The 12,813-nt window shown below is 68.0% G+C and carries 12 protein-coding genes; 11 read left to right on the forward strand and 1 reads right to left on the reverse strand.

Annotation, left to right across the window (positions count from 1 at the left end; all coding sequences use genetic code 11):
- Positions 1–52: 52 nt before the first annotated feature.
- Positions 53–1,024 (reverse strand): beta-ribofuranosylaminobenzene 5'-phosphate synthase family protein, encoded by a 972-nt coding sequence (locus VQ042_RS12175; protein ID WP_331819569.1) that lies wholly within the window; start codon positions 1,022–1,024, stop codon positions 53–55.
- 77 nt (positions 1,025–1,101) lie between these two features.
- On the opposite strand from VQ042_RS12175, the gene VQ042_RS12180 reads away from it, so the two are divergent.
- The 11 genes from VQ042_RS12180 to urtE all read left to right on the forward strand — a co-directional run bounded on the left by VQ042_RS12180 (position 1,102) and on the right by urtE (position 12,692).
- Positions 1,102–1,473: a 4a-hydroxytetrahydrobiopterin dehydratase gene (locus tag VQ042_RS12180; RefSeq protein ID WP_331819571.1), complete on the forward strand. Its 372-nt coding sequence runs from the start codon at positions 1,102–1,104 to the stop codon at positions 1,471–1,473.
- 157 nt (positions 1,474–1,630) lie between these two features.
- Entirely contained in the window at positions 1,631–2,686 is a 1,056-nt protein-coding gene (locus tag VQ042_RS12185) for a hypothetical protein (RefSeq protein WP_331819573.1), read from the forward strand.
- Positions 2,687–2,712: 26 nt separating this feature from the next.
- Complete coding sequence (locus tag VQ042_RS12190) at positions 2,713–4,353, forward strand: formylmethanofuran dehydrogenase subunit A (RefSeq protein WP_331819574.1); 1,641 nt, start codon at positions 2,713–2,715, stop codon at positions 4,351–4,353.
- A gap of 23 nt (positions 4,354–4,376) precedes the next feature.
- Entirely contained in the window at positions 4,377–5,276 is a 900-nt protein-coding gene (gene fhcD, locus VQ042_RS12195) for a formylmethanofuran--tetrahydromethanopterin N-formyltransferase (protein ID WP_331819593.1), read from the forward strand.
- Positions 5,273–6,076 (forward strand): formylmethanofuran dehydrogenase subunit C, encoded by an 804-nt coding sequence (locus tag VQ042_RS12200; protein ID WP_331819576.1) that lies wholly within the window; start codon positions 5,273–5,275, stop codon positions 6,074–6,076. The genes fhcD and VQ042_RS12200 overlap by 4 nt, the downstream gene beginning before the upstream one ends.
- 144 nt (positions 6,077–6,220) lie before the next feature.
- Positions 6,221–6,427, forward strand: a complete 207-nt coding sequence (locus tag VQ042_RS12205) for a hypothetical protein (RefSeq protein WP_331819578.1) — start codon at positions 6,221–6,223, stop codon at positions 6,425–6,427.
- 281 nt (positions 6,428–6,708) lie between these two features.
- On the forward strand, positions 6,709–8,022 hold the full coding sequence (gene urtA, locus VQ042_RS12210; RefSeq protein ID WP_331819580.1) for an urea ABC transporter substrate-binding protein: 1,314 nt from the start codon (positions 6,709–6,711) through the stop codon (positions 8,020–8,022).
- Between the two features lie 91 nt (positions 8,023–8,113).
- Entirely contained in the window at positions 8,114–9,760 is a 1,647-nt protein-coding gene (gene urtB, locus VQ042_RS12215) for an urea ABC transporter permease subunit UrtB (protein WP_331819582.1), read from the forward strand.
- On the forward strand, positions 9,757–10,920 hold the full coding sequence (gene urtC / locus VQ042_RS12220) for an urea ABC transporter permease subunit UrtC (protein WP_331819584.1): 1,164 nt from the start codon (positions 9,757–9,759) through the stop codon (positions 10,918–10,920). Before urtB ends, urtC begins: the two co-directional genes overlap by 4 nt.
- A 152-nt stretch (positions 10,921–11,072) precedes the next feature.
- Positions 11,073–11,846 (forward strand): urea ABC transporter ATP-binding protein UrtD, encoded by a 774-nt coding sequence (gene urtD / locus VQ042_RS12225; protein ID WP_331819595.1) that lies wholly within the window; start codon positions 11,073–11,075, stop codon positions 11,844–11,846.
- Positions 11,847–11,996: 150 nt separating this feature from the next.
- Complete coding sequence (gene urtE, locus VQ042_RS12230; protein ID WP_331819586.1) at positions 11,997–12,692, forward strand: urea ABC transporter ATP-binding subunit UrtE; 696 nt, start codon at positions 11,997–11,999, stop codon at positions 12,690–12,692.
- Positions 12,693–12,813: the final 121 nt, after the last annotated feature.

Genomic DNA, 12,813 nt, shown 5'->3' on the forward strand with positions numbered 1-12,813 from the left:
CGTGCGCCGAGCCGGACGGCCGCGGCGGTGCCAGGGCTTGTCGAGCAAGCCTCTAGCCGGTGCCCGTCAGGCGGAGCCCGCGTCGTTCGACGCTGGCGCCGTGATTGCGACCCGCAATGATGCGGATGTCGAGGCCCGTGGCGGCCTCGCCGATCGCCGCGACGAGCTGCTCGGCCTCCCGTGCGGAGGGAGCGAATGCAAAGCCGGTCGGGCCCCAGGAACTCTGGCCGATCCCGTGGGCGCCGGCGGCCGCCAGCGCCTCGCAGGCACGGGATACCGCCGGGCTGGTGAAGACGCCGCCCTGGGCCGGTGCGAAATGCCGGCCGACCATCTGCTGGATGGCCCCGATCGCAGCGCCGAAGCCGGCAATGTCCGTCTCGGCCAGCGACGGCAGCGCCTGCATCAGCACCAGCCGGCAGATTTCCCCGACCTGTGCCTCGGGAAAGGCCGGCAGCGTGGCGAAGGCAGCGACCTCGTCGACGCCGTGAAACCCCTCGTCTCCCGGGTCGAGCACGAGGATGACGCGCCAGTCCTCGGGGAAGGGCAGTCGGGCGATCAACGGTGGCGGGAGGCCGCCGTTCCCCTTGCCGCCGTCAACGGCGACGCCGCCGGCGGTCACGAAGGCAGCGCCAAGGCCCGAGCGGTTGCCCCGTCCGAGCCGCGCGGCATCGCCGGCAATGTCGGCCGGTCGCGCTTCCAGCGTGCGCAGGGCGAGCGCCACGGCAAGCGCCAGCTGGGTGCCCGAACCGAGGCCCGCATGGGCCGGGATGGCTTCCTGGATCGTCAGCTCGTGCCGGGCGCCCAGATCGAGACGTCGCCGCATGTCGCGAAGGTAGCCCGCCGCGCGCTCGGCTTCCGGACCGGCGACCAGATCTTGCCGGGCCCGCCGGATCGTGAGCTGGGTCGCGGGCTCCTCCAGCGCCAGGCCGATTCCGCCGAACCGGCGACCGGACTGGCCGCCAGGATCGAGAAATCCCAGATGCAGGCGGGCGGGCGCCGAGACGCTGACGACGTCGTCTGTCACTTTGTCCCCTGAATTTACGTGCCCGCACCCTATTATTGCGGCGAACGCCGATGGGGCAAGCGCAGAAGGAGAAATCCATGGCAGCCAGAACCTATTCCGACGCCGAGGTGACGACGCGCCTGGAAGCGGAACTGCCGACATGGCGGCTCGAGGACGGCTGGATCCGCCGCACCTACAAGACTGCGGGCTGGAAGGGCACGCTGATGGTGATCAACGCCGTTGGCCATCTGGCAGAGGCGGCCTTCCACCATCCCGACATCACCGCGTCCTACGCCTGGGTCGAGGTGCGGCTGATGAACCACGCCGCCAAGGGCATCACCGATTCGGACTTCGCCCTCGCCAAGATGATCGAGCAGGTAGTCATGTGGCAGCCGGGCAAGGAGGACGGGCCGCTGCAGGGCACGCCGGACGATCCGCGTTTCGCCTATATCAAATACGACAAGGGCTGAGATCGGCCGGCGGGGATTTGATCTTCGCCGCCAAGGCTGTAGGTTTCATCACGGGCACAGAAAGCGGATTGTTTTGCAGAACGCATGGATCGACGGGCAACCGGCGTCCACGGAAGAGGCCGTGCGCGCGGCGGCGGAGCTGATCGGCCGAAGCCGCATGCCTCTCGTGACCGGACTGGCGACCGACATGGCGGGCCTCAAGGCCGCGGTCGCACTGGCGCGGATTGCCGGCGGGGCGATCGATCACGCCGCATCGGACGCGATCTATCCGCTGATCTCGGCGATGCGCGACAGCGGCATGATGCTGGCCGCGCCGTCGGAAGTCCGGCGCCGCGCCGATCGGGTGCTGGTGATCGGCGACGACGCCTTCGCCGACGCGCCGGACATGCCGGACTACCTGTTCGCCGAGGCACCGGATCTGGGGCTGCGCACCCGCGGCGCCGAGCGCCAGATCCTGTGGCTGGGCGCGGGCGACGACATGCCGGACCTGCCGGAGACGGTGGCGCTGCACGGCATCGACTGTCCGCAGGACGGGCTTCTCGACGCGCTGTCGACCATCCGGGCCGAGATCGCCGGCCACCGATCCGGGAAGGGGCCGCTCCCGGCCGAGACGGTGCGCTTCGTCGCCGAATGGCTGCAGGAAGCCGCCTTCGGCTGCGCGATCTTCGCCCCGGCCAGCCTCGACAGCCTCACCGTCGAGATGCTTGCCGGGCTGGTCTTCGACCTCAATGCCGAGACCCGCTTCACCAGCCTGCCGATGCTGCGCGCCGACCAGGCCTTTGCCGCGGTGCAGGCGACCACCTGGTCGACGGGGTTCCCCCTGCGCAGCGGTTTCGGCCGGGGTTACGCCGACCACGATCCGCGCCTGTTTCGCGGCGACCGGCTGATCGCGTCCGGCGAGGCGGACCTTGCCGTGCATGTCGAAGCACTGGCCGGAGCTGATGCCATCGAGCCGGCCTGGTTCGGCGATGTGCCCGTCATCGCGCTGACCGGCGGCGAGGAGGAATGGGCACATCCGCCGACAATCGCCTTCACCATCGCGACGGCGGGGCGCGACCATCACGGCGTCCTCTACGACGCCCGCTTCGGCAGCTTCGTTCCGGTCGATGCAACGGCAACGGGCGAGGCATCCGGCGAACGCCCGACGGCAGCGGCCGTCCTGGCCGCCATCGCCGCGCATCTGGGACAGAATACGGCGGGCGCGGCAGCGTGAGCGTCGGACGGAAAAGGGGCGTCTGCATGCTGACGCATTTGAAGAACGGCCATATCGTCGATCCGGCGAGCGACCGGGACGAGGTGGCGGATCTGTACCTGGCGGACGGGGTCGTCGTCGACGCACCGCCCGAGGGGCGCAGGCCGGACGAGACGATCGACTGCAAGGGCCTGATCGTCATGGCCGGCGCCATCGACATACACTCCCATATCGCCAGCGGCCACGTGAACACCGCGCGCCTGCTGCTGCCGGAATACCACCGCGCCTTCCAGTCGCGGCCCGGTACGACAGGGCTCTCCAAGGTCGGCTGGACGACCGAGGAGACCGGCCTGCGCTATGCGGAAATGGGCTTCACGACGGTGGTCGAGCCGGCCACGGCGCCATCCTCGGCGCTGCACTCCCATCTCGAACTCGCCGACATCCCGATCATCGACAAGGCGACCCTCGTCGTCCTGGGCAATGACGATTTCCTGATGTCGATGATCCGCGACGGCGAAAGCGAGAGCGCCATCGCCGACTACGTCGCATGGACGGTCTCGGCCTCGCGGGCGCTGGGCGTCAAATGCATCAATGCCGGCGGGTCGGCGGCATTCAAGGAGAATGTCCGCAAGTTCGACCTCGACGACGAGGTGCCCGATTACGGCCTGTCGTCGCGGCGCATCGTCAAGTCACTTCAGAGCGCGGTGAACGGCCTCGGCATTCCGCATCCGCTGCATGTCCACTGCAACAATCTCGGCGTGCCGGGCGATTCCGCCGCGTCGGCGGAGGCGACGATCGACGCGGCCGAGGGCCTGCCGATGCATCTCGCCCATATCCAGTTCTACGGCTACGGCACCGAGGGCAAGCGCGGCTTTTCCTCCGTCGGGCAGCGGCTGGCCGACCGGGTCAACCGCACGCCGGAGGTCACCGTCGACATCGGCCAGGTGATGTTTGGCCAGACCGTGACGATCTCCTCGGACGAGATGCGGCAGTTCGCCGGCCGGCCGCAGGCCAGCCCCGGCAAGACCATCATCTTCGACCACGAGTCCAATGGCGGCGGCGTGGTGCCGATGGAGTACAAGCAGAAGAACTTCTTCAACGCGCTGCAATGGGCGATCGGGCTGGAGCTCTTCCTCCTGATCGAGGACCCGTCGCGGGTATTCTTCACCACCGACCATCCCAATGGCGCGCCCTTCACCAGCTATCCGGACATCTTCGCGCTCCTGATGGACCGCGGCGTACGCCAGCGCTGGCTGGACGCCCTGCCGAAATCGGTCGTGCGGATGACCAGCCTGCCGGAGATCACCCGCGAATACACGCTGCGGGAGATCGCGACGATGACCCGCGCCGCGCCGGCGCGCCTGCTCGGCACCGGCGATCGCGGCCATCTGGGCGCGGGCGCCGTCGGCGACGTGGCGATCTACCGGCCGGGCGACGACAAGGCCGAGATGTTCGGCCGCGCCGCCTATGTCTTCAAGGACGGCACGCTGGTGGTGAAGGACGGGACCATCGTCAACCGCACGACTGGCCGCACCCTGACCGTGCGGCCAGAGGCGGACAAGGCGATGGCCCGCCGCCTCGACGGCTATTTCGAGGATCGCTTCGGCCTGCCGGCGCGCTGGTTCGAGGTGCCCGAAGACGCCATCGGCGGAGAGGATCCGTTCAAGGTGATACCATGCCGGACGTGACGCAGGACGCTTCCGCCGAGGGAATGATGATCAACGGCGTCGTCATCGACGACACCTTCGCCGAGGCCTTTCCGATGAGCGGAACGGCGATCCAGGTGACCGCCGATTCGGAAAAATGGGCGATGGAGGCCGCGCGCTCCTTCACCGGCTTCGCCACGTCGGTGATCGCCTGCGGCTGCGAGGCCGGCATCGACAGGATCGTGCCGCCAGGCGAGACCCGCGACGGTCGACCCGGCGTGCGCATCCTGCTGTTCTCGATGGACAAGGACGGGCTCGCCAAGCAGCTCGGTACCCGCCTCGGCCAGTGCATCCTCACCAGCCCGTCCTCGGCCTGCTACGCCGATTTCGACAGCGAGACGCAGATCGATCTGGGCTCGGCCATCCGCTATTTCGCCGATGGCTGGCAGATCTCCAAGAAGTTCGGGGACCGGCATTTCTGGCGCATGCCGGTGATGGAGGGCGAGTTCGTCTGCGAGGCGACGACCGGCATGACCGGCGACGGGGTCGGCGGCGGCAATCTCCTGTTCATGGCACGCACCAGTGCGCAGGCGCTGGCAGCGGCCGAGGCGGCGCTCGAGGCCATGCGCGAAGTGCCCGGCGCGATCATGCCGTTTCCCGGCGGAATCGTGCGCTCCGGCTCCAAGGTCGGCGGCAAGTACAAGGGCATGATGGCCTCGACCAACGACGCCTATTGCCCGACCCTGAAGGGCGTCACCCAATCGGCCCTGTCGCCGGAGATCGGCTCGGTGCTGGAGATCGTCATCGACGGCCTGTCGAAGGAGGCGGTCGTCGAGGCGATGCGTGCCGGGCTGAAGGCGGCGGTGGATCTCGGCCCGCGGGAGGGCGCGCTGCGGATCGGCGCCGGCAATTACGGCGGCAATCTGGGGCCGCACCATTTCCACCTGAAGGACCTGACGCCATGAGCGGGCTCACCTTCCGCAAGCGGGCGGAACCGGACCAGCGCATAGATCTGTCGATCCTGATCCCCTCGCGCCTGGCCGGCCTGACCGCGGCGCAGATCGCCTCCCTGCCCATCGGCACCACCCGCCGGCTGGTGACCGTGGGCGATCTCTTCGACATGTCCGGCGACGACCCGGCGACGCTCCGCCTCGAGGGCGGATCGCACCGCTTCGACCGGATCGGCGAGGGGCTGGACGGGGGCGAGATCCATGTGGAGGGCGATGCCGGCTGGCGCGCCGGCCGGGTGATGAGCGCCGGACGGCTGACCGTGACCGGCTCTGCCGGCAGCTTTGCCGGCTCTGCCATGAGCGGCGGCGACCTGCGCATCGACGGCGATGCCGGCGACTTCCTCGGCGGGCCGCTGGCCGGCGAAATGGCGGGCATGTCGGGCGGCGCGATCCGCGTCGGCGGCATGGCCGGCGAACGGGCGGCCGACCGCATGCGGCGCGGCACCATCGTCGTTGCCGGTGCCCTCGGCGCGAATGCCGCCAGCCGGATGATCGCCGGCACGTTGATCGCTGGCGGCCGCGCCGCAGGCGTGCCCGGTCGGCTGATGAAGCGCGGCACGCTGATCCTCGCCGGCGGCGTCGAGCGCCTGTCGCCGACCTTCCTCGACAATGGCCCGGCCGATCTCCTGATCCTGAAGCTGATGGCGCAGGACCTTGCCTTGCGCGGCCCGGTGCCCTTCGACGGCGCGCCGATGCGCCGCTTCGGCGGCGACACGGCCGTGCTCGGAATGGGCGAGATCTTCCTGCCGCTGTGACGCCGCCCCGGAATGTCCAGTGCGACACGGCGGCGCGTACGGCTATTCGCCAGTCGGCGTCGCGCTACCTCACGTCACCGAAGGGCTCGGAGCCCCTCGATAGCCGACCGGGCACCGTCGGATCCCGCAGGAAGGAAACGACCGATGATTGATCTGATTCTGACCGTCTGCATGGTCTCCGACCCGTCCAGCTGCCGCGAGGAGCGGCTGACCTATGAGAGCCGCGGATCGCTCGCCCAATGCATGATGCTGTCCACGCCCTACGTGGCCGCATGGGCCGGAGATCATCCGAAGTGGACGATCAAGAGCTGGAAGTGCCATTGGCCGGAAGATCGCAAGGACGCGATCTGAGCCTGCGGCGGCCTCGCTCACCGGGCTGGCGCGGCGACGCCCGCCCTGCCGCTATCGCGGGCATATAGATCAAATAATAGGCATTGCCGCATAAGCGGGCAGGCCGGACCTGCCGCTTGGGAATGTTCCCGCATTGAGCGCATGGAGGGATCCCGCCGGATTCCGCCCGATCGCCGACCTCTCCCGTTTGTGTCCCGCCTGCTGCCAGTCTGGCACGGGAATTGCTTCGTGTTGGCCGGAGCCCGCCATCGAGAGCGGGACCTGTCAACTGGAGAGCGTGAATGACATCACCAATCACTTGGCTCCGTGGCGCGGTCGCTGCGACCGCGATGAGCGGCATCGCACTGACCGGCGCGGTGGCGCAGGACGCGCCGTCCGGCGATCCGATCAACGTCGGCATCCTTCATTCGCTGTCGGGCACGATGGCGATTTCCGAGACCACCCTGAAGGACGCCATGCTGATGCTCATCGAAGAGCAGAACGCCAAGGGTGGTCTGCTCGGGCGTCCGCTCGAGGGCGTCGTCGTCGACCCGGCGTCCGACTGGCCGCTCTTCGCCGAGAAAATGCGCGATCTCGTGTCGGCGCAGGACGTGGCGGCCGTGTTCTGCTGCTGGACCTCGGTGTCGCGCAAGTCAATCCTGCCGGTCGCCGAAGAGCTGAACACCGTCGTCTTCTACCCGGTGCAGTACGAGGGTGAGGAATCCTCGCGCAACATCTTCTACACCGGTGCCGCGCCCAACCAGCAGGCGATTCCGGCCGTCGACTACCTGATGGAGGAAGGCGTCGAGCGCTGGGTGCTGGAAGGCACCGACTACGTCTATCCGCGCACCACCAACAAGATCCTCGAGCAGTATCTGATGGACAAGGGCGTCGCGGCCGAGGACATCAAGGTCAACTACACGCCCTTCGGCTTCTCCGACTGGCAGACCGAAGTGTCGGCCATCAAGGAATTCGGCTCGACCGGCAAGAAGACGGCCGTGGTCTCCACGGTGAACGGCGACGCCAACGTGCCGTTCTACAAGGAACTCGCCAACCAGGGCATCGCCGCGACCGACATCCCGGTCATCGCCTTCTCGGTCGGCGAGGAAGAACTGGCCGGCATCGACACCGGCCCGCTGGTCGGCCATCTGGCCGCCTGGAATTACTTCATGTCGGTCGACACGCCGGAGAACGCCGCGTTCATCGAGAAGTGGAAAGCCTTCATCGGCAACGACGAGCGCGTGACCAACGACCCGATGGAAGCCCACTACATCGGCTTCAACATGTGGGTGAAGGCGGTCGAGAAGGCCGGCACCACCGAGGCCGACGCGGTCATCGCCGCCCTGCCGGGCATCGAGGTGCCGAACCTGACCGGCGGCATGTCCACCATGCTGCCCAACCACCACATCACCAAGCCCGTCCTGATCGGCGAGATCAACGACGAGGGTCAGTTCGACATCGTCTCCGAGACCGAGGAACTGGTGCTGGGCGACGCCTGGTCCGACTTCCTGCCGGAATCCAAGAAGCTGAAGGCCGACTGGACCGACCCGGTGAACTGCGGGAACTACAACACCGAGACCGAGACCTGCGGCGGCGCTTCGGCGGAAGCCAAGTAACAGGTCTCAAGCCTTCGTCCTCCCAAGACGAACCCGGCGGGGGCGGTCCTTGCGACCGTCCCCGCCACCAACGGCCCTCAGGTGGGACACGATGCGACAGATCTTCGAGCGATGCCGGAACGGTCTTGTGCTGGTCGCGGGCTTCCTGCTGGCAGGCGGGCTTCTGGCCGCCGCTCCGGCGACCGCCCAGGACGCTGACCCGGCCACCATCGTCCAGAAATTCGGTGGCAAGCAGAGCTTCAGCGATACCGAGGCGGTGATTTCCGAGGCGGCGGCGAGCGGCGATGCGGCCCTGGCGCCGGCCCTGAAGGCGCTGCGCGACGGCAATCTCTACTGGCGCGAGAGCGACGAGGCGGTGTTCGTCGGGACCGAGCGCGGCGACATGATGGCCCTGTCCGATCCGATCACCGGCGAGGCCGCCGGCACCGTGCCCAAGGGCGACGTGACCAAGGTCCGCATCAAGAATTCGATCCGCAACGCGGTGACGGCGGCGCTGGGCACGCTGACCCTGCGCGCCGACGATCCCGCCCAGCGGCTGCGGGCGGCGAGCACGGTGTTCTCCGACGCCGATCCCGACATGATCGCGCCGCTGGAAGCGGCGATCGCCGCCGAGACCGACGCCTCGGTGCTCGCGCGTCTCGAGGAGGCGCTGGCCGCCGCGATCCTGGTCTCCGACCGCCCCGCCGCCGACAAGGCCAAGGCGGCCGCGGCGCTGCAGTCGCGCGGCGACCGGGAGGCGCTGAACATGCTGCGCACCTTCGCCGCGTCCACCGACGATCCGGTGGCCCGCGAGGCGGCGCGTGAATCCATCGCCGGGATCGAGGCCAATATCGCCTTCTGGAACCAGATGCAGAACATCTGGTACGGCCTGTCGCTGGGATCGGTGCTGCTGCTGGCCGCCATCGGCCTGGCCATCACCTTCGGGGTCATGGGGGTGATCAACATGGCCCATGGCGAGATGGTCATGCTCGGCGCCTACACGACCTTCGTGGTGCAGGAGGTGATCCGCGGTTCCGCCCCCTGGCTGTTCCCCTGGTCGCTGACCATCGCCCTGCCGCTCGCCTTCCTGGTCTCCGGCTTTGTCGGACTGGTCATGGAGCGCGGCCTGATCCGCTTTCTCTATGGCCGGCCGCTGGAAACGCTGCTGGCGACCTTCGGCGTCTCGCTGATCCTGCAGCAGGCGGTGCGCACGGTCTTCGGCCCGACCAACCGCGAGGTCGGCAATCCCGACTGGATGTCCGGCGCCTTCGATGTCGGGCTGATGTCGGTCACCTGGAACCGGCTGTGGATCATCGTCTTCGCGCTGGTCGTCTTCCTGGCGCTGCTGGCCGTCCTCAACCGCACGCCGCTGGGCCTGCAGATGCGCGCCGTCACCCAGAACCGCAAGATGGCCTCGGCCATGGGCATCCGCACCCCCTGGGTCGACGCCATGACCTTCGCGCTCGGCTCCGGCATCGCCGGCATCGCCGGCGTCGCGCTCAGCCAGATCGACAATGTCTCGCCCAGCCTCGGGCAGGGCTACATCATCGATTCCTTCATGGTGGTGGTGTTCGGCGGGGTCGGCAATCTGTGGGGTACGCTGGTCGGGGCGATGAGCCTCGGCGTCCTCAACAAGTTCCTCGAACCCTATGCCGGCGCGGTGCTGGGCAAGATCATCGTGCTCGTCCTGATCATCCTCTTCATCCAGAAACGGCCACGCGGCCTGTTCGCCCAGAAGGGGAGGTTCGTTGACGCATGATTCTGGCGCGCTTCCTCGGCCCCCGCATCTTCATCCTCGTCGCCGCGATCCTGGCGGCGGCCATCCTGGTGCCGATGGCCAATCTGTGGCTGCCGGCCAGCCACCCGCTGCATGTGCCGTCCTACGCCGTGCCGCTCTTCGGCAAATATGTCTGCTACGCGCTGCTGGCGCTCGCCCTCGATCTGGTCTGGGGCTATGTCGGCATCCTGTCGCTCGGACACGGCGCCTTCTTCGCCCTCGGCGGCTATGCCATGGGCATGTATCTCATGCGCCAGATCGGCTCGCGCGGCGTCTATGGCGACCCGGTCCTGCCGGACTTCATGGTGTTCCTGAACTGGCAGGAACTGCCGTGGTACTGGACCGGCTTCGACCAGTTCTGGTTCGCCGCCCTGATGGTCGTGCTGGCGCCCGGCATCCTCGCCTTCGTCTTCGGCTATTTCGCCTTCCGCAGCCGCGTCACCGGCGTCTATCTGTCGATCATCACCCAGGCGATGACCTATGCGCTGCTGCTGGCGTTCTTTCGCAACGACATGGGATTTGGCGGCAACAACGGCCTGACCGACTTCAAGGAGCTGCTCGGCTTCTCGCTGCAGGCCGACACCACCCGCGCCGGCCTGTTCGCCGCCAGTTGCATCGCGCTGGCGCTGGCGGTCTTCCTGGTCGGCTGGATCACCCGCTCGCGGCTCGGCAAGCTGATGGTGGCCGTGCGCGACGCCGAAAGCCGCACCCGCTTCATCGGCTGGCGGCCCGAGCATGTGAAGCTCTTCGCCTTCACCGTGTCGGCGGTGATGGCCGGCATTGCGGGGGCGCTGTACGTGCCGCAGGTCGGCATCATCAATCCCGGCGAGTTCGCGCCGGTCAACTCCATCGAGATCGTCGTCTGGGTGGCGGTGGGCGGCCGCGGCACGCTGATCGGCCCGGTCATCGGCGCGCTCCTCGTCAATTTCGGCAAGAGCTATTTCACCGCGGCGGCGCCGGAATTCTGGCTGTTCGTCCTCGGCGGCCTGTTCGTCTTCGTCACCCTGTTCCTGCCACGGGGCATCGTCGGGACCTTCGACCATGGCTGGCAGGCCTGGCGGGCGCGGCGCGGCGACGCCGACCGGGAGAAGGGCGAGGCGACCGACGATAGGTCCGTGCCGGCGCCGGGGCCGGCGGAGTGACGGCGATGGACCGGATGACCGACGCACCGCACCAATCAAATGCCGGGCCGCAGGAACTCACCGGCGCCGAAGCCAGCGCCGACGGGTCGGCGACCGGACCGGCCGAGCCGCCCGCGGTGTCGCCGCATCCCTATGCGACCCAGCGCGCCGCCATGCTGCGCGAGCAGGCGGCCGCCGGGCAGGCGCGCCGGGAGACGCTGCTCTATCTCGACGGCGTCACCAAGAGCTTCGACGGCTTCAAGGCGATCAACAATCTCTCGCTGGTCATCCAGAAGGGCGAGATGCGGGCGATCATCGGCCCGAACGGGGCCGGCAAGACCACGATGATGGACATCATCACCGGCAAGACGCGGCCCGATGCGGGCGAGGTCTATTTCAACGGCGACGTCGACCTGACCAAGCAGGACGAGGCGGCAATCGCCAACATGGGCATCGGCCGCAAGTTCCAGAAGCCGACCGTCTTCGAGAGCCACACGATCGCGGACAATATCCGCATGTCGCTCGCCGGCTCGCGCTCGATCTTCGCCGCGCTGCTGCACCGCACCAGCGAGGCCGAACGCCGCACGGTGGAAGAGATCCTGGAGACGACGCGCCTGACCGCCAAGTCCGGGACGCTCGCGGCCGATCTCAGCCACGGGCAGAAGCAATGGCTGGAGATCGGCATGCTGCTGGCCCAGGATCCCGAACTGCTGCTCGTCGACGAGCCGGTGGCCGGCATGACCGATGCCGAGACCGAGGAAACCGCCCGGCTGTTGCGCGAGATCGCCCGCACGCGCTCGGTCGTCGTGGTCGAGCACGACATGCATTTCGTGCGCGCCCTCGACGTGAAGGTGACCTGCCTGCACGAGGGCTCCGTCCTGTCCGAAGGCACGCTCGACCATGTCTCGGCCGACCAACGGGTGATCGAGGTGTATCTTGGGCGGTGAGGATGTTGGAATGATCGCATGCGCGGGCCCGGATGCCCTTTCGTCCGCCCCTTCGAGGCCCCGTCGCCCTGGGGCGAAGGACAGCGTTGAGCCGGCCGGTCACGATATCGCCGGCGGGGACGCAGCGAGTGACATGTCATCGGGTGCGCCATGCTGACCGTCTCCAACGTCGACCTCTATTACGGCGCGGCCCAGGCCCTGCGCGGCGTGTCGCTGAATGCCAAGAAGGGCGAGATCACCTGCGTCCTCGGTCGCAACGGCGTCGGCAAGACCTCGCTCCTGCGCGCCATCGTCGGCCAGCAGCCGATCCGTGCCGGCGAGATCGCCCTGAACGGCGACAATCTCGGCCGCGAGGCGCCCTATACACGGGCGCGGCGCGGCATCGGCTTCGTGCCCCAGGGCCGCGAGATCTTTCCGTTGCTGACGGTGAGGGAGAATCTCCAGACCGGTTTCGCGCCATTGAAAAGTGCCGATCGGACGATCCCCGACCATGTCTTCGAACTCTTCCCGGTGCTCGCCGACATGCTCGGTCGGCGCGGCGGCGACCTCTCCGGCGGCCAGCAGCAGCAGCTGGCGATCGGCAGGGCGCTGGTGACGCGCCCGCAGCTTCTCGTCCTGGACGAGCCGACCGAAGGCATCCAGCCCTCGATCATCAAGGACATCGGCCGCGCGATCCGCTACCTCAAGGACCAGTCCGGCCTCGCCATCCTCCTGGTCGAACAATATCTCGATTTCTGCCGCGAACTCGCCGACAGGGTCTACATCATGGACCGCGGGGAGATCGTCTTCGACGGGCCGGCCGAGGGGCTCGACGATCCTGACGTGCGCCGCCACCTGACGGTGTGAGCATCGGCGCCAGGGCAATCGCATTTCAGAACAGGCTGAGCAGGCGAGAGAGGAATGCATTGTCCCAGCCTGCCCTTTGGAATTTCCCCTTCAAGGATTCCTTTGAGCCGTCCTTCTGCAT

This window comes from Aurantimonas sp. A2-1-M11, assembly GCF_036549475.1.
In the GTDB taxonomy this organism is placed as follows: Bacteria; Pseudomonadota; Alphaproteobacteria; order Rhizobiales; family Rhizobiaceae; genus Aurantimonas.

Bases quoted from the DNA above. Each gene is read 5' to 3' on its own strand.
- VQ042_RS12180 (WP_331819571.1), top strand. From the start codon at position 1,102: ATGGCAGCCAGAACCTATTCCGACGCCGAGGTGACGACGCGCCTGGAA.
- VQ042_RS12185 (WP_331819573.1), top strand. From the start codon at position 1,631: ATGCCTCTCGTGACCGGACTGGCGACCGACATGGCGGGCCTCAAGGCC.
- VQ042_RS12190 (WP_331819574.1), top strand. From the start codon at position 2,713: ATGCTGACGCATTTGAAGAACGGCCATATCGTCGATCCGGCGAGCGAC.
- fhcD (WP_331819593.1), top strand. From the start codon at position 4,377: ATGATGATCAACGGCGTCGTCATCGACGACACCTTCGCCGAGGCCTTT.
- VQ042_RS12200 (WP_331819576.1), top strand. From the start codon at position 5,273: ATGAGCGGGCTCACCTTCCGCAAGCGGGCGGAACCGGACCAGCGCATA.
- VQ042_RS12205 (WP_331819578.1), top strand. From the start codon at position 6,221: ATGATTGATCTGATTCTGACCGTCTGCATGGTCTCCGACCCGTCCAGC.
- urtA (WP_331819580.1), top strand. From the start codon at position 6,709: ATGACATCACCAATCACTTGGCTCCGTGGCGCGGTCGCTGCGACCGCG.
- urtB (WP_331819582.1), top strand. From the start codon at position 8,114: ATGCGACAGATCTTCGAGCGATGCCGGAACGGTCTTGTGCTGGTCGCG.
- urtC (WP_331819584.1), top strand. From the start codon at position 9,757: ATGATTCTGGCGCGCTTCCTCGGCCCCCGCATCTTCATCCTCGTCGCC.
- urtD (WP_331819595.1), top strand. From the start codon at position 11,073: ATGCTGCGCGAGCAGGCGGCCGCCGGGCAGGCGCGCCGGGAGACGCTG.
- urtE (WP_331819586.1), top strand. From the start codon at position 11,997: ATGCTGACCGTCTCCAACGTCGACCTCTATTACGGCGCGGCCCAGGCC.